Origin of the sequence: Exiguobacterium sp. s11, from assembly GCF_018619015.1 — a bacterium.
Lineage (GTDB): Bacteria > Bacillota > Bacilli > Exiguobacteriales > Exiguobacteriaceae > Exiguobacterium_A > Exiguobacterium_A indicum.
Map to the genome: position 1 here is coordinate 73,019 of NZ_JACSNF010000006.1, position 24,970 is coordinate 97,988.

Sequence of the window (24,970 nt, forward strand, 5' to 3'; positions counted from 1 at the left end):
TCATGTGTTATTAGTGTTCTGTTACAGCACACTCATCGCATTCCGTTTGATAGGATTCACATTGTTCATCCATCTCTTTTCCGCAATGGGCACACGTCTTGACGGGAAGTTCACGATAGAATGCAGCAGATGCTTCTTGGTAAAGGGGTTGTTCCATGTGTTTTTCCTCCTTCAAAATAAACGCAATGATCTTTTTTCTTGTTTTTATTGTATTAGTACAGAGGTTTAATGTCAACTGTTGTTTTATAACAGTAAATTCGTTTGAAGTATTGATAGAGGACAATAAAAAAGAGACATGCTACGATATCTAAGTAATCTGATAATAATAAGGGGGATTTACACATGACACAGGCAACACTTGATACAATGCGTGTCTTAACAGAAAGACGTTCGGTTCGTCATTACGACGAAACGTTCAAACTTTCAAAACAGGAAGTGGAAGAACTATTAGAATGGACGACAGCGGCGCCGAGTGCTTGGAATTTGCAACACTGGCATTTCACGGTCTTCCATTCAGAAGAAGCGAAGCAACAGCTTGCACCGATCGCATACAATCAGCCGGCTATCACTTCGGCTTCAGCAGTCATTGCGATCTTAGGTGATGTTCAAGCTAATCGAAACTACAATCCGGTGTACGGTCCAGCAGTAGAAGCAGGTGGCATGACAGAGGATTTATTTGATTCGATCAAGGCACAGGTAGAAGGCGCTTATCAAAGTGAAGCCTATGGGCGCGATGCGGCAATGTCGAATGCGAGCCTTGCTGCGATGCAATTGATGCTTGCGGCAGAAGCGCGTGGATTATCAACACTCGCAATGGGTGGATTCGATCATCAACGTTTTGCGGAAACGTTCATTACCGAGTCACGGTATGTACCGGTCATGTTGATTGCTGTCGGAAAAGCGGTTGAAGATGCGAAAAAGCGTCCGGCACTACGTTTACCGATTGATCAAGTGTCGACCTTCCTGTAAGTCATTCAAAATGGAGGAAGCGGGGTTCAATTCCTCCATTTTAATTTTTTTATTTTTTTTCAGAAAAAGACTTGTCAGCCTTTTAGTTTCTTGATATATTAATACATGTCCTAGCAAGTACATAACGTACTGCAAACATGATTCTGTAGCTCAGCTGGGAGAGCGCTACCTTGACAGGGTAGAGGTCGCTGGTTCGAGCCCAGTCAGAATCATACCGAAAGCCCGCTTTTCCTTTATAGGAAAAGCGGGCTTTTTTTATTATTTCTTTATCTCATCCTCTGTGACCCATTTATGGTTTTTCACCATCTCTCCACCGTCCGTCGGTTCATAGTTCACCATGTAGACCGTCGTTTCCTTTACTTCATCAATCGTCGCTTTTGCTCCATCCATACCTTTCATATGATCCGCTTTGACAGTCGTTTCATCACCAACTTGCAGTGGCTTAGTTGGAACGGGATCGAGTTCTTCCTGAATGACCCATTTATGATTTTTCACCATCTTTCCACCAGTAGTCGGTTTGTAACTGATCGCATAGACGACGGTATCGTAAGCTCCCGCAATCGTTGCTTTAGCTCCGTCCATACCGTCCATATGATCCGTCGTCAACGTGACGTTTCTTCCTTTCGGATAAGTCGGATCACTGGCTTCCTTTAAACCGGATGGTAGCTTTCCGTCGCTCGAATGCATCATATCTCCATGAGACATATCGTGTGAGTCACTATTACTTCCATCGTTATTGGCGGATCCACATGCACCGAGCCAAAGCGTAGAACTAAGAGCAAGTGCGGTTAATGTCAATGATTTTTTCATATAAAACCCTCCTGAAGTCACTAGTCTTCTTTACTATACCCAGCGTATGTGCAAATCGTGTGCAGATGAGGTGACAGTTTTGTTTGTCAGCGTCGATCGTGTTTTTTTCGCTATACTAAAGTGAAGAGAAAGGGAGGAAATGTCATGCGTCGTATTTCATACTCGGTCGGAGGAATCGTGCTTGCGGCATTTTTAATTTGTGGCAGTGTGTTGTTTGGGACGTTGTATTATCAGTTATCTCAAACACGAACGCAGGAAGTAGTGGACGGTTTATTGAACCGAGGAAATACCCATCGTGATGTCCTTGTCGATTCCTATGACCAAACGACAATGCGCCATGTCAGCATGATGGAAGCAGATTCATCTTTTACTGTGGTGATCACTGATGCAGATGGAAAACAACTCGAAGCGTCACGACCTTTGTCGAATGAGATGAAAAGTGTGCTAGAGCATACGGATTTCGATTACCGTCAACAAGGAAAAATCGTGACGATGCGTGACTTTTTAATGACGGACAGTCCCATTACCATCGACGGGAAACATCGGGGGCATGTCTTCATGTTCGCTTCTAAAGCAATCGTAGATCACGTACTTGATCCGTTGAAACAGCAGTTTTTCCAAGTGGGTCTGCTCGCACTATTATTAGCAGGTGCGGCAAGTATTTGGACGACCCGACTCATCTCTCGTCCGTTGATTCAGATGGAAAAAGCGACGGCACGCCTATTAGATGGAGAAGGTGGAGAGTTGCCGATTGATCGACAAGACGAACTGGGACAATTGGCGCGTTCGATTCAGCAATTAAAACAGGATCTCGATTTTTTGAATCGAGAACGATCCGAATTTTTAGCAAGCGTATCTCATGAATTACGCACACCATTGACATATATAAAGGGATACGCGGATATTCTCGAACGCCAAACGTTGACGCCGGATGAGCAACAACGCTACATTACGATCATTCGAGAAGAAAGTCAGCAAATGAATGAATGGATTGAGCAATTATTTTGGCTAGCACGCATTGATGCGAATGCTTTTATGATGGAACGAAAACCTGTCGATGTCGAAGACTTGATTCATCAAGTGATACGATTGATGCGTCCAGACATCGAACAAGAAAATGTTTCGTTCGAGATAGAAGGTGAGCGATTAGAAGTGATGGGTGACGCTCAGCAGCTCCGTCAGATGATCGTGAATATCATTGAAAATGCACGACGACATACGACGTCGGGAAAAATTATCGTTCGTTATGGTGTCAACGCAGTAGGGGCTTTCATTCAAATCGAAGATACAGGAGAAGGAATCGCTGCAGAATCTTTACCTCATGTAACGAAACGGCTCTACCGAACGGAAGCATCTCGTTCTCGAAAACATGGAGGAACTGGAATCGGACTCTCCATCGTTGAAGCAATTGCTCAGACACATGGAGCAGAATTGAACATCAAGAGTCAGCTTGGACATGGAACACAAGTGACACTGCAGTGGAAGGAGAAATAAAATGCCGCATGTATTGATCGTAGATGATGAACCAAGAATGCTTGAACTGCTCAAACTGTATATTCAGCCGTATGGGTACACGTGTCAGCTTGTAGATTCTGCGCAACAAGCTCTTGATCTCTGCCGTCAGCACGTATTCGACCTGATTTTACTAGATGTCATGATGCCGGATATGGATGGCTGGACATGTTGTCGTCTCATTCGAGAACACTCTAACATCCCAATCTTGATGGTTACGGCTCGGAATCAGCGGGAAGACATCATTCGGACACGAGAAGTAGGAGCGAATGATTACATATCAAAACCGATTCAAGAAGGGGAACTGATCGGGCGAATGGAAGTTTTATTACAGCAACAGTATGATGGTCTATCCTATGACCGGGAAAGCTATCGTTGTAGTTACCTCCAACAAAAGATTTCGTTAACGAAGACGGAGTTTGAGTTGTTAGGTGTATTTTTAGATTCTCCACGACGTGTTTGGACACGCGATCAACTAACGACGATGTTATGGGGAGCGGAAGCGTCTGTAGACGAGCGGACGATCGACTCGCATATCAGACATTTAAGAGAAAAACTACGTGTTTGCGGTTTTCCGATTGAACAGCATCTCGAAACAGTTCGCGGAATCGGATACCGATGGACACACCAATAAAGGGGAAAATCAAAACATGACGACACTCTATTTCGTACGGCACGCACACTCGACATATTCACCAGATGAACGGAAACGACCACTTTCCGATAAAGGACGAGCAGATGCGATACGTTTACTTGAAACGTTTCAAGAAATTCCAATCGACAGGTTCTACAGCAGCCCGTATCAACGGGCGATCGAGACGATTGCACCGCTTGCAGAGGCACGTCAACAACCAATCATTGAGGTAGAGGAACTACGAGAGCGATTGTTAGCACCGGGAGAGCTTGACGATTTTCAAGCAGCGGTCACATATGTATGGCAACATCCGAATGAAAATCCGTATGGAGGCGAAACGAACAACGAAGCGTCGCAACGCATTCGGCCATTCATCGACGAACTAGTGGAGAAGCATCCTGACGAAATAGTCGTTCTTGGAACACACGGAAACATCATGGTGTTACTCTTAGAAACATTTGATTCGACGTTTGATTACGCATTTTGGAAATCCTTACCAATGCCAGCCGTATGTCGAATGGATGTGAGATTAGGAGAAAAGGCGGACATTCATGTCGTACCACTTTTGACGAATACAAAGTAAAAAAAGAGACGGAACTGATGAGTGAATCAGTTTCCGTCTCTTTTGTAATTGGAGAAATCTTAAGGCGTAGGAACAGCACCTTCATGTTTTCGGATCAAATCAGCTGTTAATTGACCGGACAAGGTGACCATTGGTACACCGCCGCCTGGATGTGTCGACCCACCAACGAAATAAAGTCCTTCGTACAAGTCACTCTTCGATGGAATCTTGAATCCACCATTTTTCTTCCGATCGGCTGCGACACCATAAATCGATCCACCGTTTGGACCGTATAATTCTTTCAAATCCTCTGGGGTAAAGCGATATTCAAACTCGATCGATTCCCGAAGTCCATGAAGTCCCATCCGCTCCAGTTTATCGAGAACGACTTCGCGGTACGCATCCCAGTCGACCTCACCTTTTTGAAGTGTTAGCGGTGGAACGTGTGTCAAGACGAATAAGTTATCCTTCCCTTCAGGAGCTTGGGAAGCGTCGGATTTTGACGAGACACCGACATAAATCGTTGGATCCTCTGGAGGAGTACCTTCTTTGAACATTTGGGCGAATTCACGCTCTGGATTTTCTGAGAAAAAGAAATTATGATGCGCCAGCCCGCGATACTCACGATTTACACCGAGCAATAGGACAAGACCTGAAACGGAAGGGGCAAACGACGCTTGTAATTTTTTTGCCTGTTTCCGGGCTTTTTTCTCCGGAACGATCCGTTCGTAAGTCGGGATGACCTCAAGGTTTGAGACGACGATGTCGGCTGCATGGAATGTTCCGTTTGATAGAACGCCCACCGCTTTTTTATTTTCAAGGACGATTTGTTCAACGGGGGAGTTGAGGTGAACTGTGACACGGAGCTCATCAAGTAACCGTTTCATGGCACGCGCGATTTGATACATCCCACCTTTGACATAATAGATACCGAGACCCATTTGAACATAAATCATCTGATTGAAGACAGCAGGTGCCTGATATGGATTGGAACCGACATACATGACCATATAGTTGAATAGCTGTTCGAGATACGGATCATTGAGATGTTTTTTGGTTCCGGTCGCAACGGTATTCATCGGGTCCATCTTTAATAAATCAGACATCGTATGGTATTTTTTTAAGTCCTTTAAATCTTCAAGACTGTATTTATAAAAACTGTCGAGACACAAGTCGTACATTTGTTTAGAGTACCGGAACAATTCGACAAAATCAGCCCGTGACGAGACGTGCTCGACTTCTTCGAGCATTCCAGGTAAGTCACCTTTGACATCGATCTTTGTTCCATCCTCAAAGAATGTACGCCATTGCGGTTCAATGCGCTCGATTTCTAAGTAATCATCCAAGTTACGATGAACGCTTGAGAAGAGTTGTTCGAGTACCCAAGGCATCGTTAAGATAGAAGGACCTGTATCGAAAGTAAATCCCTTTCCACTACGTTGATTCAGTTTCCCTCCAACGTTCGCATTCTTTTCAAGCATCGTGACTGCATAACCATCTCCAGCCAAACGAATGGCAGCAGACATACCAGCAAGACCAGCTCCAATGACGATTGCACGTTTCTTCAAATGGATCACTTCTCCTTTAGTAGATGAATGGAATCAATCGTTTTCGTTCTGCAGCCCATACCGTATAGGCGGGTCCAAAACCTTTCGTTAACATCGCTTCTTCGATTCGAATCCGGTAGAGCAAGAAAATGAACATCAGAAGTCCGGAGAGAATGAAAAGTCCGAACTGACCGGTGAACAGGGGGAAGCTCATCGTAATCAACAACAACCCACTGTATAACGGGTGACGTAAAAAGCGATAGGGACCGCTACTGACGAGCTGATCACCAGACGCCACGACGACATGACGAGTGAACTGTTGTTTTAAGTGGAGAATTCCCCATAGGCGTAAGGAAACACCACACCATAATAAAATGCATGAAGAGATGCGCATGACAGAAGAAACAGTTTCATTCGCAAAGAGGAAAGCGCAGACGATCGTTCCGCTTAGGACAAGGAAAATCAAATAAAAACTAACTTGTTCTGCTGCGCCTGACTTAGACTCGGAGCGATTCCGGAAACGAATCATCTCGCCAATCCAGCAGATGCTACCGATACTGAAAATCCATTCCCAAAGTGACACGTACGCTACTCCTTTCTACATCAGAATCATGTTTCGAAAACGCATACATCGTTATTTACCCATTGTAATTCGTCCTTAAGCTACATCTAGAAAACTTCAGAAATACTTCATTTTCATGACAAGCATTCCGAAAGAACCATGTTTGAAAAAAAGAATGGTATTCTAATCTAAAATATGGAATGTAAATATTATTAGATGGAGTGAAAATCGAAAATGAAGAGAAAACAGATATTCATCATGACATTGGCAGTGATAGCTACGGTTACGTCCACGACGACTTACATACCAGCAGTCGATGCATCAACATCTTCTTATCGTCAAGCCAAGACATCCCTTCATTTACGTCAAGGGGCATCACTCGAGCAACCGAGTCTTGCGGTTATTCCGACGGGGATCTATGTGACGGAACTTTCAAAAGTCGGTACGTGGTCAAAAGTACAATATGGTACGAAGATTGGTTATGCGAGTACGAAGTATCTACTGACGGATGAACAAATCGGTGGAAAACGGATCGGTAAGACCCTCATCGCGAATAAGAACTTAGCGCTCCGCTCGACGTACGCTCCTGGTGAGAATCAACAAGCAAGAGCTGCGTTTGAGAAAATGCGTGTAGCGGCTAAAAAAGCGGGGATTACGCTCGTTGCGTTTAGTACATATCGCTCCTATGCCTATCAAAAAACGTTGTTTGATAAATATGTTGCGCGTGATGGATATGAGAAGGCGAGTACGTATAGTGCGGAACCTGGGAAAAGTGAACACCAAACAGGTCTTGCGTTTGATATCGGAGGCGCTGATTCAACAAAATACGCCACGTTTAGCTTTTCAAAAACAAAAGAGGCAAAATGGTTGTTTGCGAATGCTCACCGCTACGGTTTCCATCTCCGCTATCCATCTGGTAAAGAATCTTGGACGGGTTATACGTATGAGAGCTGGCACTATCGGTATGTCGGAGCAACGCTTGCCGCTCGTCTAAAAGTCAGTGGATTAACAATGGAGGAGTATTTCCATCTCGCACCATGGAAACCAGTAAAGGTTTCGACTTCTTAAAAACATGGTAAATAGAGGATGTTGACTTAGTCGGTTATTCGTCTCAGGTGAAAGAGGTGGAACGAATGGCAAAAAAAGATGCGAAACATCACATCATGACGTTTACGTTCAAAGAAGAAGCGACATCTTATCAAGTGTTCAGTGAATTGAAGAAATATCATGCGCGAGGTCAAGTCGATTTCGAACAGATTGCTGTTATCAAGCGAAATGAGAATGGTGCTTTTTCGTTTGAAGATGCTGTGGACCTAAGTGGATCGAATCGCGCCGTCAAAGGTTCATTGATCGGAATGGCCGTCGGTATCTTAGGTGGACCGTTTGGCATCTTGCTTGGTTCAATGACGGGCATGCTGATTGGTGGCTCGAAGGACATGAAGGAAAATCAAGAAATCCAAGAAACATTCAAACGAACACTCGGTGTCATTCCACCTGGAAAAACAGGAATCATCGCGATCGGTGAAGAATTTGAACCATCCGTTCTCGACGGATTAGTGGCGCAACATGATGGTACATTGGAACGAACAGATGAACAGTTAGAGTCGTAAGGTCTTATAGAATCAAAAGGAGCCTATCGCTTTGGTCGCGATAGGCTCCTTTTGATGTGCATTTACTTAGTTATACGTTCTTTTTTTGCTTTTTTGAAGAAGAACAATTCATAGACGACAGGAACGATGATGAGCGTCAACAACGTAGAGGTAGTTAATCCACCGATGACCGTCAAGGCAAGACCTTTTGAGATCAATGTTCCTGAAGAAGTCGTTAATGCGAGTGGCACCAATGCCATGATTGTTGCAAATGCGGTCATCAGGATTGGGCGTAATCGCGTTTTACCAGCTTCAATCAATGATTCTCGAATCGGCATACCACGTCCGACGTTTTGACCGATGCGGTCGACGAGAACGATTGCGTTCGTGGTGACGATTCCGATCAACATCAGGAAGCCGATCATGACACTGACAGACAATGGTTCATTTGCAAGGAAGAGCGTGACGAGTGAACCAATCGGAACAAAGATCAGAGAGGACAAGATGATGAACGGAATCCGAGCTTTTCCGAATGTGATCAACATTGTCAGGTACACGAGTCCGATGGCAACGACAATCGCAATTCCGAGTGATTGGAAGATTTCGACCGTATCATCATTTCCACCACCACTTGTCAGTGAGACACCGTCTGGTAAATCGATTTTTTCGACGTCAGCTTTTACGGCATTCGATACGTTTTGAACGTCGTCTCCTTTGACTTGTCCAGATACGCGAGCATATACTTTTCCGTCGAGTTTCTGAATCGATGTGAAGGTCTCGACTTCATTGACGTTCGCGACATCTTTCAAAGCAACAGGACCGTTTGCTGAGAAGAGTTGGACGTCTTCGAGATCTTCTTTCGAGACGAGTCCTTCTTCATAAGATAATTGTACGTCTTGATCCTTATTATCGAGATTGAGCGTTCCGACCGTGACTGGCTTCGTTTGATCGTTGACGGTACCGAGAATCTGGAAACCAGATAGTCCACGATCACTTGCTTTCTCAGGATCGATTTCTACGAGATACTGCTTTTGTTTTTCGCTGAAGTTGTTCGTGATATATTTCAAATCATTATTTTTCGACATGTTATCCTCGACGAGTTTTGCCGCCTCTTGAAGGGCTTCGAGATCGTTCGAGAACAAGTCGACATCGACGTTGTTATTCGATGGAGGACCACCTGTCGATAGTTCAGCCACACTGATTTTGACATCGACGTTTTCATCTTGAGCAATGTCTTCCATCTGTGTCTCAAGTGATTTGATCGTTTTCTCGACGTTTACGCCGTCTTTTAGATTCAAGAAGTAACTTGCTTTATTATCGAGACGTAAGCCTGTCGTGAAGTCACGCGCTCCGACAGAAGTCGTCACGTCAGCAATGGCTTTTTCTTTATCAAACATTTTTTCCATCTCAAACGAGACGTCACTTGTTTTTTCAAGTGATGTCGCAGCCGGAAGTTCAAGCGATGCCGTCAAGGTCTTCGATGCCTCGTTCGGAATGAACGTAAAGCCGAGACGCGGTACGATCGCTAGGGAACCACCGAGAAGGATGAACGATACGACCAAGATAATCGCCTTGTGCGAGAGTGATTTTTCAATCAGCTTGCCATACCAACGTTGGAGAGCGCCTTCTTTTTCTTCTGCTGGTACCTTTTTGAAGGCAAACTTCGCGAGAATCGGTACGATCGTGATCGCAACGAGTAGTGAAGCAAGTAATGAGAAAATAATCGTCAAAGCGAACGGTAAGAAGAACTTACCAGTAATCCCACCGACAAATCCAATCGGTAGGAAGACGACGACGGTCGTCAGCGTCGATGACGTGATTGCTTTTAGAATCTCTTTTGTCGATTGTTCGATGATCTCATCCGTCATACCAGATTCGGATTTTCGGACGCGCCGGAAGATGTTCTCGATGACAACGATACTATCATCGACGACACGACCGACTGCAACAGCCATCCCACCAAGTGTCATGATGTTCAGGGAGATATCTTGCCAGTTCAAGAAGATAGCGGCGATGAGTAATGACAATGGAATCGAGACGATGGCGATGATCGTCGCGCGGATGTTCCGCAAGAATAAGAGTACAGCGAGTGATGCGAAGAGGGCACCAAGTAATCCTTCTTTGACGAGTGTCGCAACGGACTCCTCGATATCCTTCGCTGAATCAATCCCAATCGTATAGTCGACTTGGTCGTCATATTTATTGAGGATCTTCGTGACTTCATCTGCGATTTCGACCGTATTGGCATCTTGTTTTTTCGTGATCGCCATCGATAAGGAATCTTTTAAATCGTAACGTGTTTTTTCACTTTGTTGTGAGACGGCTTCGATTTTTGCGATATCCTCTAGGCGAATCGGTTCTACAGGTTCAGAAGCCTGATCTGCAGCTGCACCACCTGTTGTACTTGGTGGTCCTTGCGTTGCCCCTTGTGGTGGACCGCCAGCAGATGAACCACCTGTTTGACCGTTACTTGATGAACTAGCCGCACCTGCAGCAGGTGTCAATTGTAGATTTTTTAGTTTATCTAGATTTTCTAGTTTTTCCTCAACGCGAATCGGAATTTTCGAATCGTTTTCTGATAGTTGACCAGATGGGAACGAGACATACTTTCCATTGATTTGTTCCTTGATGCTTGAGAGCGAGAGACCCGCTTCCGTCGCTTTCTCCTTATCGACGGTGATTTGAACGAGATCATCCTTATAGCCACCAACCGAAACGCTGTTGATTCCTGGAATCTTATTAAGTTCAGGTTCGATATCTTCCTTTAGGATTTTTTCGATGTCTTTACCATCCTTACTAAAGAAAGAGATGTTATAGATCGGGAATGAACCAAATGACAGACGATTTAATTTCGTCGTTGCTTCCTCCGGTAGATTCGCATCTTGGATGGCAGCATCGATTTGTTGTTCGACCTTATCCATATCGGTATCGAACGGGAATTCGATGTTTAAGATACCGATACTTTCATAAGAAGAACTCGTTAGCTTGGTAGCCCCTTCAATTCCTTTAAGGGAAGTTTCAAGCTTTGAGACGACTTGTTTATCGACGTCGTCAGGAGATGCACCAGGGTAAACCGCTTCGATTGAAATCTGAGGAAACTCGATTTCCGGGAACTGATCGACTTTTAATTGTGAGAAGGAATACACGCCTCCTAAAATCAATAGGATTGCAATGATGAAGACAGCAACCGAGTTCTTCAAACTAAATCGGGTTAAAAAGTTCATATGAACGCTCCTTTCTTTTATATGTGCTTATTTACATAGTAGAGGACACTCATAGAACCCGCAACTTTAAAACTGTTTTTATTTAAAAAGATCTTTTTGAAAAAAGATGAATTTTTTTGTGAAAAAGGCTTTACACTTTTCGATATGCTGCTATAATAAAAACATACCCAGTAACAACACAGCATGATTCTGTAGCTCAGCTGGGAGAGCGCTACCTTGACAGGGTAGAGGTCGCTGGTTCGAGCCCAGTCAGAATCATACCGAAATCGTTCCTTTTCGAAGGAGCGATTTTTTTGCGTTAAAAAACTATTCCCGAAATCAATCAGGAATAGTTGGAAGGGAGGTAAATTGTTTTATTGAATTTCGAGGTGAAGATCGCCACGCTTCGTCCACCCTGCGACGGTCGTCAATCGATAGAAGACGAGCGTCAAGACGCCAGGTAGAACGACACCAGTCAAGAAGAAGACGAGGAACGCCTGAGGACCTTGGTTGACGAAGATATTGAGTGGGGCAATCATCGAATTTAATCCAAGTCCTGCGAGTTCGTACGGTACTTTCAAAGAGAGAAGAAGCGTCGCGACAGGAGCTGAAATCATCGCTGCGAGAAACGGTGCAACGACAAGACGTGGATTTTTAACGATATTCGGGAATTGTACTTTAGGTGTTACAAAGAATGAAGCAATCAAACCACCTGGATCCGTCTGACGGTATGCCATCAACGTGAAGCCGACGAATTGAGCGGAACAGCCAATCAGTGCAGCGGCACTTGCTACAGGATCAAGTTGCAAAGCGATAGCGAGTGCAGCGGACGAAGCAGGAGACATCAATAAGACACTAAAGATGAGTGCAATGACAAGAGAAGTTGCGATTGGAGATGATTCAACGGATGCTGTGATCATGGCACTGAATTTTGTAAGGAGTGGTGTCGTGACGGCAGCAGCACCGATTCCAGTCACGCCGCCAGCAAGGACAGCGCTCATCGGGATGACCATCATGTCAAATTTCGTTTTTCCAGTCATGCGTTTTCCGACGTATACAGCGACGGCAGCTGCGAGTAACGCACTGATCGGCTGACCGGGTACAAGAACGAGTCCAGAAGCAGTTGATTGAAGAGCGGCACCACCGATCGTCGCTGCGATCATCGCGCTGAACAGAACAAGTGTATTTCCTCCGAGCTGAAAGGCAATACCGGCACCAAGTGCAGGGGCGAGTAGTACTTTTGCGACACCACCAATCGTCAGTAGCATTTGGATATGTAGAAGATTTCCGAGTGTCTCAATCAGGAGTCCGACACCGAGTGTTACAAGAACGGCATTTGCCATTCCAGCTGATACTTTTACCATTCGATCCATCGCATATTCTTTCAACGTTGTCATCCTCTCTCTATCTATCTCTATTTTTTGCCATGAAAAAAGCCTATCCGTTTTTGGGATAGGCGCCACTCATTCTGTGCGGGCGCCTCATTCGATGCATCGAAAGAAGGGCCCAAAAATCATTTCCGTTTCATCATCGGAAAAGTTTTCAGTCCCTCATGCATAGAATAATCAGTCGTCCGGCTTGGTTAAATGGCTGTTGCGTCGGAATCATTTGATCGTGCCCCTCTCTGTGAATTTTTCTAAGCCTAACATGCTCTTGAATAATAATCAATATTTTCTGACAATTTATTTTTTCCTGAAATCTGACAGGAATTCACGGTATCATCTGGAAATCCTAATGTACCAACAATGGAGGCGTTTACATGAAAGTCATGCTTTTTACAGATATTCACGGCAATGCATCAGCTTTGCGTGCGGTTTTGTCCTATCTTGATCAACAATCAGATATCGATGCCGTCTATTGTCTCGGTGATCTTGTCGGCATTGGACCAGAACATAATGAAGTCATTGATCTATTGAAGCAACGACCTGATATTCAAACGATTTCTGGGAACCATGATGAATGTGTCCTTGCTTTAATCCATGGGGAGACCTATCCCGATAGTTACCGCCATGCGAAAGAGCACCACCAATGGATCGTGGATACGTTGACACAAGAAAATAAAAAGTATTTGGAACGTTTACCACGTGTTTTAAATGTCATGCATCAGGAACAATCGATGCACCTGACGCACTATGCTTATGCCGATCAGACGAAGAAGATTGGTGAAGAACCCTTAAAGCAAGCAATGGATGGAACAAAAGATAACTTATCCGCCTTGTTTGCTGGAAGTGAGGCGCGGATCATTGGTTTCGGTCATCATCATCCAGCGCAACAAGTCGAGACAGAGCAAACGCTCTTTATTAATCCAGGTGCACTTGGATGTCAGCAAACAGCTATTGCTCCAGTAGCAATTATTGATTGGGAGAAGGATCAAGTCCGTTCAGAAATCCTGAAGCTTTCATATGATGATCGACCATTTTTAGACGTCCTCAATACGACGGAGATGCCGGAACGTGAGTTGATGCGCCGACTCTTCTTCGGTAGTAGGACATGAAAAAACCTTCATGAGTAGTTCATGAAGGAATTCAATCAAGACGACAGTTTTGTCATGATTGAGATGAGACATACGACAATCAGTAATACGATACCGATGTTTCGTTTCAATGGATGGCGTGACCAGTAAAAGAATAGAGCAAGGACAGGGACCACAAAAAAGGCAACGATGAGACTGATTAATGTTGCAAGAAACAATACAAACATCCAAAGTTTGCTCGTTATCCGGTATACCTGCCACATGTCGTAAAGCGACATGAGTGTATAGGCGAGTAACACGAAGATGATTCCGGTCGATAAACTCAAAGTGATCATCACTCCATTCTCTATTTAGTATAAGGGAGGAAGCGAGAATGATTACACGACTTGAAGTAAAAAACGTGACGAATCGATGAACGTACGATTATATGCTGTAACGAAAGAGAAAGGGGAAGGCACCTATGTTAAATATCTATCGTCGTTTTTTTCTGTTTCCGGATATTTTGATCATGCTCGTATTACTGATTGCGGTCAGTAGTTATGTCCTTGCTCAGCCGTTTCATTGGTCAATTTTACTGTTCTTTTGTCTTGGATTGATCGTCTTTAGTTTCAGTGAATATTTGACGCATCGTTTTTTGTTCCATTTACCACCGCCTAAAAATGTGCTTGGACGAAAATTATTGAAACGACTTCATTACGATCATCATGCGCATCCGAATGAACTGCATCTGTTGTTTTTACCGGTCTGGTATTCCTTGCCGAATCTTGGTTTCTTTGCGGCGCTGACCTATTTTCTGACGCAATCTGTCGTTTCGACAGCTGCAGCCGCGAGTGGATTGATCGTCATGTTGCTTGTGTATGAATGGAAACATTACGTGGCACACGTTCCGCTGAAACCGAGAACACGCTTTGGGAAATGGATGAAAAAGACGCATCTGTTACATCATTTCAAAAATGAACACTATTGGTTTGGTGTATCGAATCCGGTGGGAGATTGGTTATTTGGTACTTTGAAGGATGAAAAAACAGTTACTTCTAGTCAAACGGCACGGAATTTAGAAAAGAATCGAGAATATGAAAAACCGCCGATCCACTGACCGGCGGTTTTTTGATTCATAAAATACGTAGCATGGCACGACGAATCGTATCGAGCTCAAGTGGATGCGCAATCGATGGCCATTCGGCAATCAATGCGATATACGTCCGGAAAATCAGAAATGCTGTGACATCTACTGGTACGTCACGATCATTTTGTCCAAGGCGAGTCTCAAGGAGCGTTTTAAGATATTCGACGACATGCCGTTCGATACGTGTCCGTAGTTCCTGCATTTCTTGTAATTTGAGATTACGTGTTTCTTCAATGATTTGAAGAATGAACAAATGTTGTTGCTGATGATAGACGATAGCATCGATCATTGCTTGCTTATTTTCTTCTACCGTCGCATGTTCGACGTAAGCGCGTTCTGCTTCTTCTTTCATCTCTTGCAGCACACGGGTTACGAGCGATTCGAACAAATTGAGTTTACTTTCAAACAGTTGGTAGACGGTCGGTTTCCCGACATGAGCGCGTCGAGCGACACGCTCGATCGTCGTACCTTTATAACCGAGTTCAGAAAAGCAAGCCATCGCTGAGTCTAGTATCAGTATTTCTTTATCAGACTGTGTCATGTTGTTTTCGTCTCACTTTCGTTGAGAGTAAAATCCGCTTGGCTCCGAGCCCTCCAACGAAGCTGATGAGCAACGCGACGACTAGGATGGTCGCGAGGACTTGACTGTTTGAGATGAGGGTGTCCGTCACACCAAGTCCAAGGGCTTCACGGAATCCACCGACTGAATACGTCATTGGTAAGAAGGCGTGAATCGCTTGGAAGAAGCTTGGCGTCATCTCGACTGGGAACGTACCGCCACTACCACCGATTTGAAGCAGAAGTAGTAGGAAGGCAAGGAATTGTCCGACGCGACCGAGTAGCATCGCGAGCGTGAACAGAATCGTGATGAACGTCATACCTGTTAAGGCGGCGAATCCGTAGAGTGCAGGAACGCTCGCGACATCAGAATCGAGAACATAGACGATGGCCGTAGCCGCTGCGACACCTTGTAATGCGCCGATCGGTAAGATGAGTGATAATTTACCGACAAGGAAGCGCCATGTCAGACTCTCACCATGTTCTGGACGAATCTGGTAGACAGACGAGAACATCAAGGCACCTGCGAATAAGGCGATACTAAGGATGTAAGCTGATAAACCAGAACCGTAGTTGTTGACCGTCGAATAGTCATGTTCTTTTAAGACGACAGGTTCTGCGAGCATATTGTCCCGCTCTTTCGTTGGCTTGACAGTGGCGTCTTTAGCTCCTTTGCTAAGCTCGTCCTTCAACGTTTTAGCCCCATCTTCAAGTTTCGTATTGGCATCCGCGATTTTTGAAGCCCCATCGGTCGTTTTACCGATACCGTCTGTAATCGTAGTTGAACCAGATGCCAATTGACCTAACCCGTTAGTTAACGCGCTAGCTCCTGTTTGGAGTTGGTGTGTGCCATCTGAAAGTTGATTAGCTCCGTCAGCCAGTTGTGTACCGCCTGTTGCCGCTTTGTGCACGCCTGCAGTATATTGACCGAGTTTTTCATTGAATGTCTTTTGTCCGCTTGCTAATTGTTGTGCGCCAGATTCGACTTGCTTCGCACCGTCGACGAGTTTTACTTGACCTGCGTTCAGTTGCGATACGGCGGACTCGACTTGCTTACCGCCAGCAGCAAGTTGACCGATTTTTTTCGTCGCTTCGGTTGCTTGAGCAAGACTTTGATCGATTGCCCCTTCTTGCGCAGCGAGGCTTTTAATATTTTCTTCTAACGTTCCAATTGTTCCAAGTAACGTTTGTTTCTCCTCATCTGATAATTGATCAGAAGCGGAAATAACTTGTTTTAGTTGAGCGGCATTTGCTTCAAGCGCTTCTCGACGCGCACGTAGATCTTGTTTAGATTGTGCAGCATCTTGATTCAATTGATTTAATAATGCATTAGCTGCCTGAGCTTTCTCGTCCAGTTGATTTAATCCGTCCGTCAACTGAGGAATTTTTTCGTTGAGCTGAGCCGTACCCGCAGCCAGTTGCTCTGCCCCTTGACGGACTTGTGTCGAGCCACCGCTGAGTTTTGTTGCTCCGTCTTCTAGTTGCGCGGCACCGGCTTGCAACTTACCACCATTTTCGTCTAGCGTGTTCAACCCAGAAGACAACTCACCCGTTTTTTGAGCGAAGAGAGCAGTTTTTTCGTCGAGTGTCGTGACACCGTCACTGAGTTTTTTTGAACCTTGATTTGCTTCCCCGAGCTTTTCAGATAGTGTCAGACTGCCATCCGCAAGTTTTCCGAGGTTCGTAGCCAGTGTTTTAGCACCATCCGCTGTTTTGTGGTTGCCATCTTCTAGTTTAGAAGAACCGTCCGATGCCTTTTCCATACCGTTTGCAATTTTCTTTAACGCACCGAAGATCGCACTACTGTATTGTTTTGTCACGGATTTACGGATCTTTTCGTTTAATTGTTTGGCAGCCGTACTCGAAATTTGTGTGCCCGAGTAGTTTTTGGCTGGGTTCAAGTAATATTCCAACTCAATCTTTTTTGGATGATCATCGAGTAGTGTCGTTGCATTTTTAGAGAAATTCTTCGGGATGACAACCGTCATGTAGACTTTTCCGTCGCGTAGTTCTTTTTCGGCTTTGTCCTGAGACAAGAACTGCCAATCAAAATCATCATTTTTTTTGAGTTTGTCGACGAACTGATCCCCGATGTCGACTTTTTCTCCTTTAAACTTCGTTGCTTTGTCTTCGTTGACGATAGCAACCTTAATATCTTCTGTACGACCGTATGGGTCCCAGAATGCAGATAAGAAGATGGAGTTGTAGAGAAACGGTACGAGGATGAGGGCGAGAATGACGACAATCATCATCGGACTCTTCAATTTCTTCCATTCTGAGCGAAACATAAATACAAATCCCCTTTCTAAAACTCAAAACTAATTTGAGTTTTAGGTTTTGATGAGGTTTACTTTACTCTCTTCATTAAAAAAAAGCAATCGATAATCTTGATTTCACATAAAAAAGACGACTCGCAGGGAGTCGTCTCGAAAAAAGCGAGTTAAGGGAGCAAAAGTAGTTTTCCTGTGCTGCGTCGGCTTTCCAAAAAGTCATGTGCTGCTTTGCCATCAGATAATCTGAATGTTGTAGGCGAAGACAGGGTGAGATGGTCGGATAGAATCCAATCAAACAGTTCACCCGATCTACGGATGCGTTCTTCAGAAGATGTTAATACGTTCCAAAGATCACCACCCGTCAATGTTTTGGACATATCCATCAAAAAGCGGGGATCAACAGGTGCAGGATCACCGCCTGCCATACCGTAGAAGACAACTGTTCCATGGACTTTCGTGACATGGAAACTATCCATTAAGGTAGAACCGATAGACTCATAAACGACATCGACCCCTTTACCAGAAGTTTGCGCGAGTACGTGCTCGACCCAGTTCTCTGAATATAAATAGACAGATTCACAGCCAGCAGTTTTAGCGATCCGTGCTTTCTCAGGAGAAGACGTCAATCCAATCGGAGTTGCCCCAAGCAAGCGAATGAGCTGTGTCAACAACTGCCCAACGCCACCGGCAGCGGCATGCACTAAGACGACATCTCCCGGTTGGACATGATAGCTATCTCGAGTTAAATAATGCGCTGTTAACCCTTGTAATAAGACAGAAGCTGCTGTTTCGTATGAGATACCATCAGGAAGCGGAATCAATTTATCAACGGGTGCTGCGACGTACTCAGCATTCGCAAGCGGGACATCCGCAAAAGCAACTCGTTGACCTACGTGGAACGTTGAAACAGCAGCACCGATTGCGGTGATGACTCCTGCACCTTCATACCCTAAAATATAGGGAGGCTGTCCTTCTAAATGATAGTTTCCTTTTCGGCGATAGATGTCTGCAAAATTCAAACCGATCGCTTTCATTTCAATCAGAACTTCCTGTTCAGTAATTGTTGGCGTTGGCACGTCTTCGAAGCGTAATACATCAGAACCTCCAAATTCGTGGAAAGTTAATGCCTTCATCTCAACACATCCTTCTTTTAAATCTGCTTTTAGTATAAGGCAGAACATCTGAAAATGATGGACAGATGCGTTACACTAGAAAAAAAGAGGAAAGAAGGGACGTTATGAAACGTGTCTTAATGGGAGGAATTCGTTTTTATCAGAAAGTCATCTCTCCCATGAAGCCAGCCACATGTCGATTTTATCCAACATGCTCCCATTACGGGATGGAGGCGATTGAACGTCATGGTGCAGTAAAAGGGAGTTATTTGACGACGCGTCGATTGTTACGGTGCCAACCGTTTCATCCAGGTGGTCTCGATTTCATTCCAGAACCTGATCAATTTAGTTGGAAAGCACCGCTGCAACGGGAAAATCCGCGGGAGAAGGCGGAAGAAACGAAGGAGTAAGTCATGTGAAGGTTCTCTTTTGTTTAATGAAGTAAGAACAAATAAAGGGACGTATGTTACCGGAAATTACCGATAACATACGTCCCTTTTTGTTCTATTTACAGACGATCATAGTTTACCCGTTAAAAACTGTGCTTCGCCAAGACCGAAGCTCCAGTCGGCTGCATCATTTTCGACGATCGACACCATCAAATCAGTCGGTGCGAGTCCGCAGTTTGCTTGTAAGCGTTCGGCGAGTAAGTGGTAGAGACGTTGTTTTTTCTCTTCCGTCCGCGTTTTACTCGTTACACTAATAAGAACGATATCTTTACTCCGTTCAAATCCAAGTCCTGTATCTTGAATGACCATCTCATGTGCTTTATGCGTATGCACGATTTGATAACGATCGCGCTCCGGCACATCAAATGCTTCGACCATCGCATCGTGTGCGGTGTCGAGTAACGTTTTTAACTCTTCTTCTGAACGTCCTTCAATGACGTCGAATCGTAATAACGGCATGTGAAATCACTCCTTAACAAAAGTATGTAGAGTAGGGAAGACCCTACTCATATATTACTCGAAGAATGGTTTGTATTGACGACGATCGTGCATGACAGACAACCATTGGACAGTCGAGAATTCTTCAAGTACCCACTCACCGTTGAAGCGACCGAGTCCTGAATCTTTTTCACCACCAAATGGCATATGTGGCTCATCGTTGACCGATTGATCGTTGATGTGAATCATACCTGTCTCGACTTCAAGCGCAAAGGCAGTCGCGCGTTCAATAGAAGAACCATGGACAGCGCCACTCAATCCGTATGGAAGTGAGTTCGCGATTTCGAGTGCCTCTTCATCCGTATCGAACGGGATGATGACAGCAACCGGTCCAAAGATTTCATTTTTAGCGAGTGGCATATCATTCGTAACACCAGTGACGACAGTAGGTGCGATGACGTTATCTTTTGCTTCGCCGCCGACACGAACGGTTGCACCCGCAGCTTTTGTTTTCTCGAGATCTTCAAGAATTCGTTCAACCTGTGATTGGTTGATGAGCGGTCCGACTTGTGTCCGCTCATGTGATGGATCACCGTATTGTAGCTCTTTTACACGAGCGACGTATTTCTCGACGAATTCATCATGAATCGAAGAAGCGACGAGAATTCGGTTCGTCGACATACAAATTTGACCTTGGTGATAGAACTTGCTGTAGACAGCAGATTCGACCGCGCGATCGAGATCAGCATCATCAAGTACGACGAAGACGTTGTTTCCGCCAAGTTCAAGCGCTGTTTTCTTTAGATGTTTACCAGCAAGTTCACCGATATGACGACCTACTTCAGTTGATCCTGTGAATGAAATCAAACGTGGTACAGGATGTTCGACGATAGCATCACCGATTTCTGAACCGCGACCGACGATGACATTCAAGACACCTTTTGGCAATCCAGCTTTTTCAAACAGACTAGCAAAAATCAATCCGCCTGAAACAGGTGTGTCCGTAGCTGGTTTGACAACGACTGCGTTCCCGATGGCAATAGCAGTAGCGATCGACCGTACAGCTAAGTGGAACGGGAAGTTCCATGGACTGATGACACCGATGACGCCAAGTGCTTTACGGTAGATCCGGTTTTCTTTGCCTGGTACGACCGATGGACGAATTTCACCGTGCATCCGAAGTGGGAATGTCGCAGCTTCCTTGACGATCAAGACAGAAGCAAGGAATTCGCCTTCCGCTTTAATACGTGTACTTCCTGACTCTTTAATCAACCATTCGATGATCGTTTCTTTCTCCTCGTACAAGACTTTCAAGAAGTTTTCGATCAAGCCTTGGCGTTTTAAGGCAGGAACTTTCGCCCAGTCTTTTTGAGCGACTTGAGCCGCTTCATATGCGTCATCTAAATCTTGTTGATTCGCTGCAGAGATTGTAAAGAGCTCTTCACCCGTGAAAGGATTCGTGTTCGTCATGTTGCTGTCACTTGCGCCTGTGCGCCACTGACCGTCAATATAAATTTTCGTGAAATCTGTATGCAATGTAGCTTCGTTTTGTTGAGCCATATTATTTCATCTCCCATTCGTTTTCATAACAATTAAGTTATTCACGTTATGAAAAGAAGTAAAACACATCCGTGCACTTCGACCAAACATATTGCTCAAAGTCAGTCAGTCAGATGGGTTTTAAAGCGCTTTAAATCAGGAAATCAATCAGTATAGTGCTATAAAAAGGAGGAATTTTATTTTGAAGAAGCTGAAAGTCCTGTCTCGAGAAATCAATTGGTGGTGGCCATTGTTATATGGTCTCATTGGGATTGGTTTGACGGGAATCGTGACGTGGTTAGATGTGTATATATCAGACTGGTTTCCAAAAGAGTGGCAAACGACACTTGGCTTAGCGCAGACAATCCATAGTTCGGTCTTTACCGGACTGCTCGCCATGATGACATTCACGTTCTCGACCATCCTGGTTGTATTGACGACCTATTCATCACAATTCTCACCTCGGACATTGCCTAATTTCATCGAGAATCGACAGGTGCAACACATCTTTGGCATATTCATTGGAGCGGTCAGTTACTCGATGACGATGCTCTTTTTCCTTCGTCCGGCTTTGAAGACGAGTATCGTCGCTTCAACAGTAGCGGTTCTCGTCGTGTTGATATCGATCGTGGCATTCGTCGCATTCATTCATATCGTCAGCCAGTCGATTCGCGTGACGACATTACTGGATCGATTACACGAAGAAGGGAACGAATTATTGAAACGGCAAGTCGAACATCTAGAATCGGGAGAACAAAAGATTACTGAAAGAAAGATGACGACAAATTATCCACATCTTATTCAGGCAACTCGAACCGGATATATTCAAGCAGTCGATTATGATGCTTTTGATCAGAAAGACCGCGTGTATATTGATCGAACGGTCGGCTCATTCGTAACAGAGGGAGAAGCCATCGGACGGGCGACTTGCCGGGATATCAATGAAAGTATCTTAATTGGACCGACGAAATCTTCAGAACAGGATTTTGCATTTGTTCTTGAAAAATTAAGTGAAGTTGCTTTACGTGCGATTTCTCCAGGAATCAATGATCCGAATACAGCGAGACATGCGGTTCGGATCATTGGTGACTTAATGCGACAGTATGCCGTAATACCAGATGGTGTACTAGTTGTTGGAAAGGACCAGCAACATATCGTCGTCAGGGAAACCTACCAACAATTGTTGTACACGACGTTTTATCAACTCCGACATTACGGAGCAGAGGATATTTCAGTTCTCGCGACGATGCTCGAGTCGCTTGGAACGATGAAGCGACAAGCCTTACCTGCTCACTATGAAACGATTCAACGATTCATTCCATACATCTGTTCGGAAGTACATTTTGAAACAATGAACGACTGGGATCGTGATTTTTTACAAAATCAAATCCATCGGGCGTTGAATGAAACTTTTGTCTCCCCTTCGACGTAAAAAGGGCAAGAGAATCAAAAGAAGGGAGGAATAGAAAGTGACAATCTTGTTATGGAGTCTGATCGTCGTCTGTTTTCTAGTCGCTTTTGCAGGTCTCGTGTATCCGATCATCCCAAGTGCGCCGATTTTAGTAGTTGGTTTTTTGATTTATGGATTCGGATTCGGGTTCTCTGAACTATCGATTAGTTTTTGGGTGATTCAAGCGATTTTCATCATTCTCTTATTTACGCTCGATTATCTCGTCAGCGCCTACACCGTCGATCGACGAGGAGGCTCACAAGCGGCTAAGATTGCAACGACAGTCGGATTGATTGCGGGACCGTTTATTTTGCCAGGTATCGGATTATTAATTTTCCCGTTCGTCTTTGCCATCTTGACGGAAAAAATCATTAGTAAAAAAACGTGGCAAACCTCGGTTTCAGTCGGGATCGGAACAGTCCTCGGTATCTTATCAAGTGCCTTGTTAAAGGGAATCGCGATGTTACTCATGATCGTAATCTTTATTCTCTATGTCGTCTGACGGTCTGAAATGATGTCTTCAAGTACACATTTTATGAAAGTTCCGTTATAGTATGAATATGAAAAAGTAGGGAAGCTTTGAAAGTCTGAAGCTTCTTTTTGCTGTAAACCACCAGATGCCTCGGCATCTGGCTTTATATTAATGGAGGTGAATCCCCTTTCTTCGGGGAAACGATTGGACAGTACACACTCAATGGAGACATTCGACACGACGACGATCATCATTCGGCTACTCGTCATTGCACTACTCATCGTCTTAACCGCTTTTTTTGTAGCTGCCGAATTTTCGGTCGTCAAAATGCGAATGTCTCGAATCGATCAGTTGATTACAGAAGGAAGCAAGACTGCGAAAGTAGCGAAGAGGCTACTTGAGAATTTGGATTATTATTTATCGGCCTGTCAACTTGGAATTACCGTGACAGCCCTCGGTCTCGGGTGGTTAGGAGAATCAACGGTAGGTGCGATTCTCGGTATGTTGTTCGAAGAGATTGACATTCCGAACTCCGTCTCGACGATCATTTCGTTCGTTCTTGCATTCTCGATTGTAACGTTTCTTCATGTCGTGCTTGGAGAACTTGCTCCAAAATCCTTAGCGATTCAAAAAACAGAAGCGATCACGATGTTACTCGCGCCACCACTATATTGGTTCGGTAAAATCATGAAACCTTTCATCTGGACATTGAACGGTTCAGCACGAATCATTCTTCGGTTGTTTGGCGTCGAGCCAGCGGGACACGAAGAAGTCCATTCTGAAGAAGAGATTAAAATCATCATGACGCAGAGTTATAAGAGTGGAGAAATCAACCAGACTGAGCTTTCCTACATGCAGAACATCTTCTCGTTCGATGAGCGGATCGCGAAAGACATCATGTTACCGCGGACGGACTTAATCACGATCTCGAACGATGCATCGATGGAGGACATCATTCGCCTCGTTGAAGAGTATCAGTTCACACGTTACCCAGTAGCGGAAGAAGGAGATAAGGATAAAATCCTTGGCTTCATCAATGCGAAACAATTATTTACGGATCATATGGCGAACAAAGGAAAAGCATTAAGCTATTACATCCACAACTTGCCGATTGTATCCGAATATTCGCCGCTTCAAGATGCCATGCTGAAAATGCAGGTGGAACGGACACCGATGGCACTCGTCATCGATGAATACGGTGGTACAGCCGGTGTGATTACGATGGAAGACATCTTGGAAGAAATCGTCGGAGAAATCCGAGATGAATTCGATAAAGATGAGAAAGCAGATATCGAACAAATTCATGAGCGATTATACCGCATCTCAGGCCGTGTCTTGATTGATGACCTAAATGAACGCTTTAACTTAGGAATCGAAGAAGAAGACATCGATACGATTGGTGGCTGGGTCATGGCACAGGATACGGAAGTGTCGAGTGGTCAAGAATTCCGCTATCAGGAATACACGATCAAAGTCATGGAAGTCGATAATCATCAAGTGAAATCGATTTATCTTCAATTGCCTGATCAAGAAGAAACTGCAACAGAAGAGATTGGATAAGAAATAGAATGTGCAAGACGATGAACTTCGAGTTCATCGTCTTTTTTTGTCTACTTAAAAAATGATTAGCTAAGGTGATAGACACATCTTGTGTTTATCTCCCTCAGTGACGGGTATTACTGTCTATGTGGC

24 protein-coding genes and 2 tRNA genes are annotated in these 24,970 nt (G+C 44.5%); 14 read left to right on the forward strand and 12 right to left on the reverse strand.

Annotation, left to right across the window (positions count from 1 at the left end):
• Positions 1–10 precede the first annotated feature (10 nt).
• Positions 11–157, reverse strand: coding sequence for a protein YhfH (gene yhfH / locus KNQ12_RS15325; RefSeq protein WP_064505459.1), 147 nt, complete (start codon positions 155–157; stop codon positions 11–13).
• Between the two features lie 185 nt (positions 158–342).
• Here yhfH and KNQ12_RS15330 point away from each other — a divergent pair, with 185 nt between their 5' ends.
• Together KNQ12_RS15330 and KNQ12_RS15335 are read left to right on the forward strand one after the other, a co-directional pair.
• On the forward strand, positions 343–969 hold the full coding sequence (locus tag KNQ12_RS15330; RefSeq protein ID WP_050678080.1) for a nitroreductase family protein: 627 nt from the start codon (positions 343–345) through the stop codon (positions 967–969).
• Between the two features lie 139 nt (positions 970–1,108).
• Positions 1,109–1,181: transfer RNA gene (locus KNQ12_RS15335), tRNA-Val, on the forward strand.
• Between the two features lie 46 nt (positions 1,182–1,227).
• On the opposite strand, the gene KNQ12_RS15340 is transcribed toward KNQ12_RS15335, so the two are convergent.
• Positions 1,228–1,779, reverse strand: coding sequence for a YdhK family protein (locus KNQ12_RS15340; RefSeq protein ID WP_214749720.1), 552 nt, complete (start codon positions 1,777–1,779; stop codon positions 1,228–1,230).
• 144 nt (positions 1,780–1,923) lie between these two features.
• Here KNQ12_RS15340 and KNQ12_RS15345 point away from each other — a divergent pair, with 144 nt between their 5' ends.
• From KNQ12_RS15345 to KNQ12_RS15355, 3 genes are read left to right on the forward strand one after another with little or no spacing between them, the layout of a single operon-like run.
• Positions 1,924–3,273, forward strand: a complete 1,350-nt coding sequence (locus KNQ12_RS15345; RefSeq protein WP_214749717.1) for a HAMP domain-containing sensor histidine kinase — start codon at positions 1,924–1,926, stop codon at positions 3,271–3,273.
• Between the two features lies 1 nt (position 3,274).
• Positions 3,275–3,925, forward strand: a complete 651-nt coding sequence (locus KNQ12_RS15350; protein ID WP_023467148.1) for a response regulator transcription factor — start codon at positions 3,275–3,277, stop codon at positions 3,923–3,925.
• A gap of 16 nt (positions 3,926–3,941) precedes the next feature.
• A complete protein-coding gene (locus tag KNQ12_RS15355; protein ID WP_023467149.1) occupies positions 3,942–4,508 on the forward strand; it encodes a histidine phosphatase family protein in 567 nt (188 codons plus the stop codon).
• 59 nt (positions 4,509–4,567) lie between these two features.
• Here the strand turns inward: KNQ12_RS15355 and KNQ12_RS15360 are convergent, their stop codons facing one another.
• Both KNQ12_RS15360 and KNQ12_RS15365 read right to left on the reverse strand, forming a co-directional pair.
• Positions 4,568–6,055: a phytoene desaturase family protein gene (locus KNQ12_RS15360; protein ID WP_023467150.1), complete on the reverse strand. Its 1,488-nt coding sequence runs from the start codon at positions 6,053–6,055 to the stop codon at positions 4,568–4,570.
• Between the two features lie 16 nt (positions 6,056–6,071).
• Positions 6,072–6,617: a methyltransferase family protein gene (locus KNQ12_RS15365; protein ID WP_353047638.1), complete on the reverse strand. Its 546-nt coding sequence runs from the start codon at positions 6,615–6,617 to the stop codon at positions 6,072–6,074.
• A 213-nt stretch (positions 6,618–6,830) separates the two neighbouring features.
• Here KNQ12_RS15365 and KNQ12_RS15370 point away from each other — a divergent pair, with 213 nt between their 5' ends.
• Together KNQ12_RS15370 and KNQ12_RS15375 are read left to right on the forward strand one after the other, a co-directional pair.
• On the forward strand, positions 6,831–7,664 hold the full coding sequence (locus tag KNQ12_RS15370; protein WP_251137755.1) for a M15 family metallopeptidase: 834 nt from the start codon (positions 6,831–6,833) through the stop codon (positions 7,662–7,664).
• Between the two features lie 65 nt (positions 7,665–7,729).
• Positions 7,730–8,206: a hypothetical protein gene (locus KNQ12_RS15375; protein ID WP_050678087.1), complete on the forward strand. Its 477-nt coding sequence runs from the start codon at positions 7,730–7,732 to the stop codon at positions 8,204–8,206.
• Between the two features lie 62 nt (positions 8,207–8,268).
• Here KNQ12_RS15375 and KNQ12_RS15380 read toward each other — a convergent pair whose 3' ends face one another.
• Complete coding sequence (locus KNQ12_RS15380; protein ID WP_214749711.1) at positions 8,269–11,409, reverse strand: efflux RND transporter permease subunit; 3,141 nt, start codon at positions 11,407–11,409, stop codon at positions 8,269–8,271.
• A gap of 185 nt (positions 11,410–11,594) precedes the next feature.
• Between KNQ12_RS15380 and KNQ12_RS15385 the strand changes: the two genes are divergently transcribed.
• Positions 11,595–11,667: transfer RNA gene (locus KNQ12_RS15385), tRNA-Val, on the forward strand.
• Between the two features lie 95 nt (positions 11,668–11,762).
• Here the strand turns inward: KNQ12_RS15385 and KNQ12_RS15390 are convergent.
• A complete protein-coding gene (locus KNQ12_RS15390; RefSeq protein WP_029340800.1) occupies positions 11,763–12,785 on the reverse strand; it encodes a PTS sugar transporter subunit IIC in 1,023 nt (340 codons plus the stop codon).
• A 362-nt stretch (positions 12,786–13,147) separates the two neighbouring features.
• On the opposite strand from KNQ12_RS15390, the gene KNQ12_RS15395 reads away from it, so the two are divergent.
• A complete protein-coding gene (locus KNQ12_RS15395; RefSeq protein WP_214749708.1) occupies positions 13,148–13,882 on the forward strand; it encodes a metallophosphoesterase family protein in 735 nt (244 codons plus the stop codon).
• 35 nt (positions 13,883–13,917) lie between these two features.
• On the opposite strand, the gene KNQ12_RS15400 is transcribed toward KNQ12_RS15395, so the two are convergent.
• The gene (locus KNQ12_RS15400) at positions 13,918–14,196 is read right to left on the reverse strand and encodes a hypothetical protein (protein ID WP_214749705.1); all 279 of its coding nucleotides are present in this window, start codon (positions 14,194–14,196) and stop codon (positions 13,918–13,920) included.
• Positions 14,197–14,321: 125 nt separating this feature from the next.
• On the opposite strand from KNQ12_RS15400, the gene KNQ12_RS15405 reads away from it, so the two are divergent.
• Positions 14,322–14,957 carry a sterol desaturase family protein gene (locus KNQ12_RS15405; protein WP_058713857.1) on the forward strand — a complete coding sequence of 212 codons (636 nt, stop codon included), beginning with the start codon at positions 14,322–14,324 and terminating at the stop codon, positions 14,955–14,957.
• Between the two features lie 16 nt (positions 14,958–14,973).
• Here KNQ12_RS15405 and KNQ12_RS15410 read toward each other — a convergent pair whose 3' ends face one another.
• From KNQ12_RS15410 to KNQ12_RS15420, 3 genes are all read right to left on the reverse strand, one after another.
• The gene (locus KNQ12_RS15410) at positions 14,974–15,528 is read right to left on the reverse strand and encodes a TetR/AcrR family transcriptional regulator (protein WP_214749702.1); all 555 of its coding nucleotides are present in this window, start codon (positions 15,526–15,528) and stop codon (positions 14,974–14,976) included.
• A complete protein-coding gene (locus KNQ12_RS15415; protein ID WP_058265738.1) occupies positions 15,515–17,833 on the reverse strand; it encodes a YhgE/Pip domain-containing protein in 2,319 nt (772 codons plus the stop codon). The genes KNQ12_RS15410 and KNQ12_RS15415 overlap by 14 nt, the downstream gene beginning before the upstream one ends.
• 152 nt (positions 17,834–17,985) lie before the next feature.
• Complete coding sequence (locus tag KNQ12_RS15420) at positions 17,986–18,951, reverse strand: quinone oxidoreductase family protein (RefSeq protein ID WP_058265739.1); 966 nt, start codon at positions 18,949–18,951, stop codon at positions 17,986–17,988.
• 104 nt (positions 18,952–19,055) lie between these two features.
• Here KNQ12_RS15420 and yidD point away from each other — a divergent pair, with 104 nt between their 5' ends.
• Positions 19,056–19,340, forward strand: a complete 285-nt coding sequence (gene yidD / locus KNQ12_RS15425; protein WP_058265740.1) for a membrane protein insertion efficiency factor YidD — start codon at positions 19,056–19,058, stop codon at positions 19,338–19,340.
• A 108-nt stretch (positions 19,341–19,448) separates the two neighbouring features.
• On the opposite strand, the gene KNQ12_RS15430 is transcribed toward yidD, so the two are convergent.
• On the reverse strand, positions 19,449–19,838 hold the full coding sequence (locus KNQ12_RS15430; protein ID WP_035398885.1) for a tautomerase family protein: 390 nt from the start codon (positions 19,836–19,838) through the stop codon (positions 19,449–19,451).
• Positions 19,839–19,892: 54 nt separating this feature from the next.
• Entirely contained in the window at positions 19,893–21,377 is a 1,485-nt protein-coding gene (locus KNQ12_RS15435) for an aldehyde dehydrogenase family protein (RefSeq protein ID WP_081637438.1), read from the reverse strand.
• 181 nt (positions 21,378–21,558) lie between these two features.
• Here KNQ12_RS15435 and KNQ12_RS15440 point away from each other — a divergent pair, with 181 nt between their 5' ends.
• The 3 genes from KNQ12_RS15440 to KNQ12_RS15450 all read left to right on the forward strand — a co-directional run bounded on the left by KNQ12_RS15440 (position 21,559) and on the right by KNQ12_RS15450 (position 24,838).
• On the forward strand, positions 21,559–22,788 hold the full coding sequence (locus KNQ12_RS15440) for a DUF2254 domain-containing protein (RefSeq protein WP_214749699.1): 1,230 nt from the start codon (positions 21,559–21,561) through the stop codon (positions 22,786–22,788).
• Between the two features lie 37 nt (positions 22,789–22,825).
• Positions 22,826–23,308, forward strand: coding sequence for a DUF456 domain-containing protein (locus KNQ12_RS15445; protein WP_023467174.1), 483 nt, complete (start codon positions 22,826–22,828; stop codon positions 23,306–23,308).
• A gap of 192 nt (positions 23,309–23,500) precedes the next feature.
• Positions 23,501–24,838 (forward strand): hemolysin family protein, encoded by a 1,338-nt coding sequence (locus KNQ12_RS15450; protein ID WP_023467176.1) that lies wholly within the window; start codon positions 23,501–23,503, stop codon positions 24,836–24,838.
• Positions 24,839–24,970: the final 132 nt, after the last annotated feature.

Coding starts and splice junctions, on each gene's coding strand:
- yhfH (WP_064505459.1), bottom strand. CDS start 157: ATGGAACAACCCCTTTACCAAGAAGCATCTGCTGCATTCTATCGTGAA.
- KNQ12_RS15330 (WP_050678080.1), top strand. CDS start 343: ATGACACAGGCAACACTTGATACAATGCGTGTCTTAACAGAAAGACGT.
- KNQ12_RS15340 (WP_214749720.1), bottom strand. CDS start 1,779: ATGAAAAAATCATTGACATTAACCGCACTTGCTCTTAGTTCTACGCTT.
- KNQ12_RS15345 (WP_214749717.1), top strand. CDS start 1,924: ATGCGTCGTATTTCATACTCGGTCGGAGGAATCGTGCTTGCGGCATTT.
- KNQ12_RS15350 (WP_023467148.1), top strand. CDS start 3,275: ATGCCGCATGTATTGATCGTAGATGATGAACCAAGAATGCTTGAACTG.
- KNQ12_RS15355 (WP_023467149.1), top strand. CDS start 3,942: ATGACGACACTCTATTTCGTACGGCACGCACACTCGACATATTCACCA.
- KNQ12_RS15370 (WP_251137755.1), top strand. CDS start 6,831: ATGAAGAGAAAACAGATATTCATCATGACATTGGCAGTGATAGCTACG.
- KNQ12_RS15375 (WP_050678087.1), top strand. CDS start 7,730: ATGGCAAAAAAAGATGCGAAACATCACATCATGACGTTTACGTTCAAA.
- KNQ12_RS15380 (WP_214749711.1), bottom strand. CDS start 11,409: ATGAACTTTTTAACCCGATTTAGTTTGAAGAACTCGGTTGCTGTCTTC.
- KNQ12_RS15390 (WP_029340800.1), bottom strand. CDS start 12,785: ATGACAACGTTGAAAGAATATGCGATGGATCGAATGGTAAAAGTATCA.
- KNQ12_RS15395 (WP_214749708.1), top strand. CDS start 13,148: ATGAAAGTCATGCTTTTTACAGATATTCACGGCAATGCATCAGCTTTG.
- KNQ12_RS15400 (WP_214749705.1), bottom strand. CDS start 14,196: ATGATCACTTTGAGTTTATCGACCGGAATCATCTTCGTGTTACTCGCC.
- KNQ12_RS15405 (WP_058713857.1), top strand. CDS start 14,322: ATGTTAAATATCTATCGTCGTTTTTTTCTGTTTCCGGATATTTTGATC.
- KNQ12_RS15410 (WP_214749702.1), bottom strand. CDS start 15,528: ATGACACAGTCTGATAAAGAAATACTGATACTAGACTCAGCGATGGCT.
- KNQ12_RS15415 (WP_058265738.1), bottom strand. CDS start 17,833: ATGTTTCGCTCAGAATGGAAGAAATTGAAGAGTCCGATGATGATTGTC.
- KNQ12_RS15420 (WP_058265739.1), bottom strand. CDS start 18,951: ATGAAGGCATTAACTTTCCACGAATTTGGAGGTTCTGATGTATTACGC.
- yidD (WP_058265740.1), top strand. CDS start 19,056: ATGAAACGTGTCTTAATGGGAGGAATTCGTTTTTATCAGAAAGTCATC.
- KNQ12_RS15430 (WP_035398885.1), bottom strand. CDS start 19,838: ATGCCGTTATTACGATTCGACGTCATTGAAGGACGTTCAGAAGAAGAG.
- KNQ12_RS15435 (WP_081637438.1), bottom strand. CDS start 21,377: ATGGCTCAACAAAACGAAGCTACATTGCATACAGATTTCACGAAAATT.
- KNQ12_RS15450 (WP_023467176.1), top strand. CDS start 23,501: ATGGAGACATTCGACACGACGACGATCATCATTCGGCTACTCGTCATT.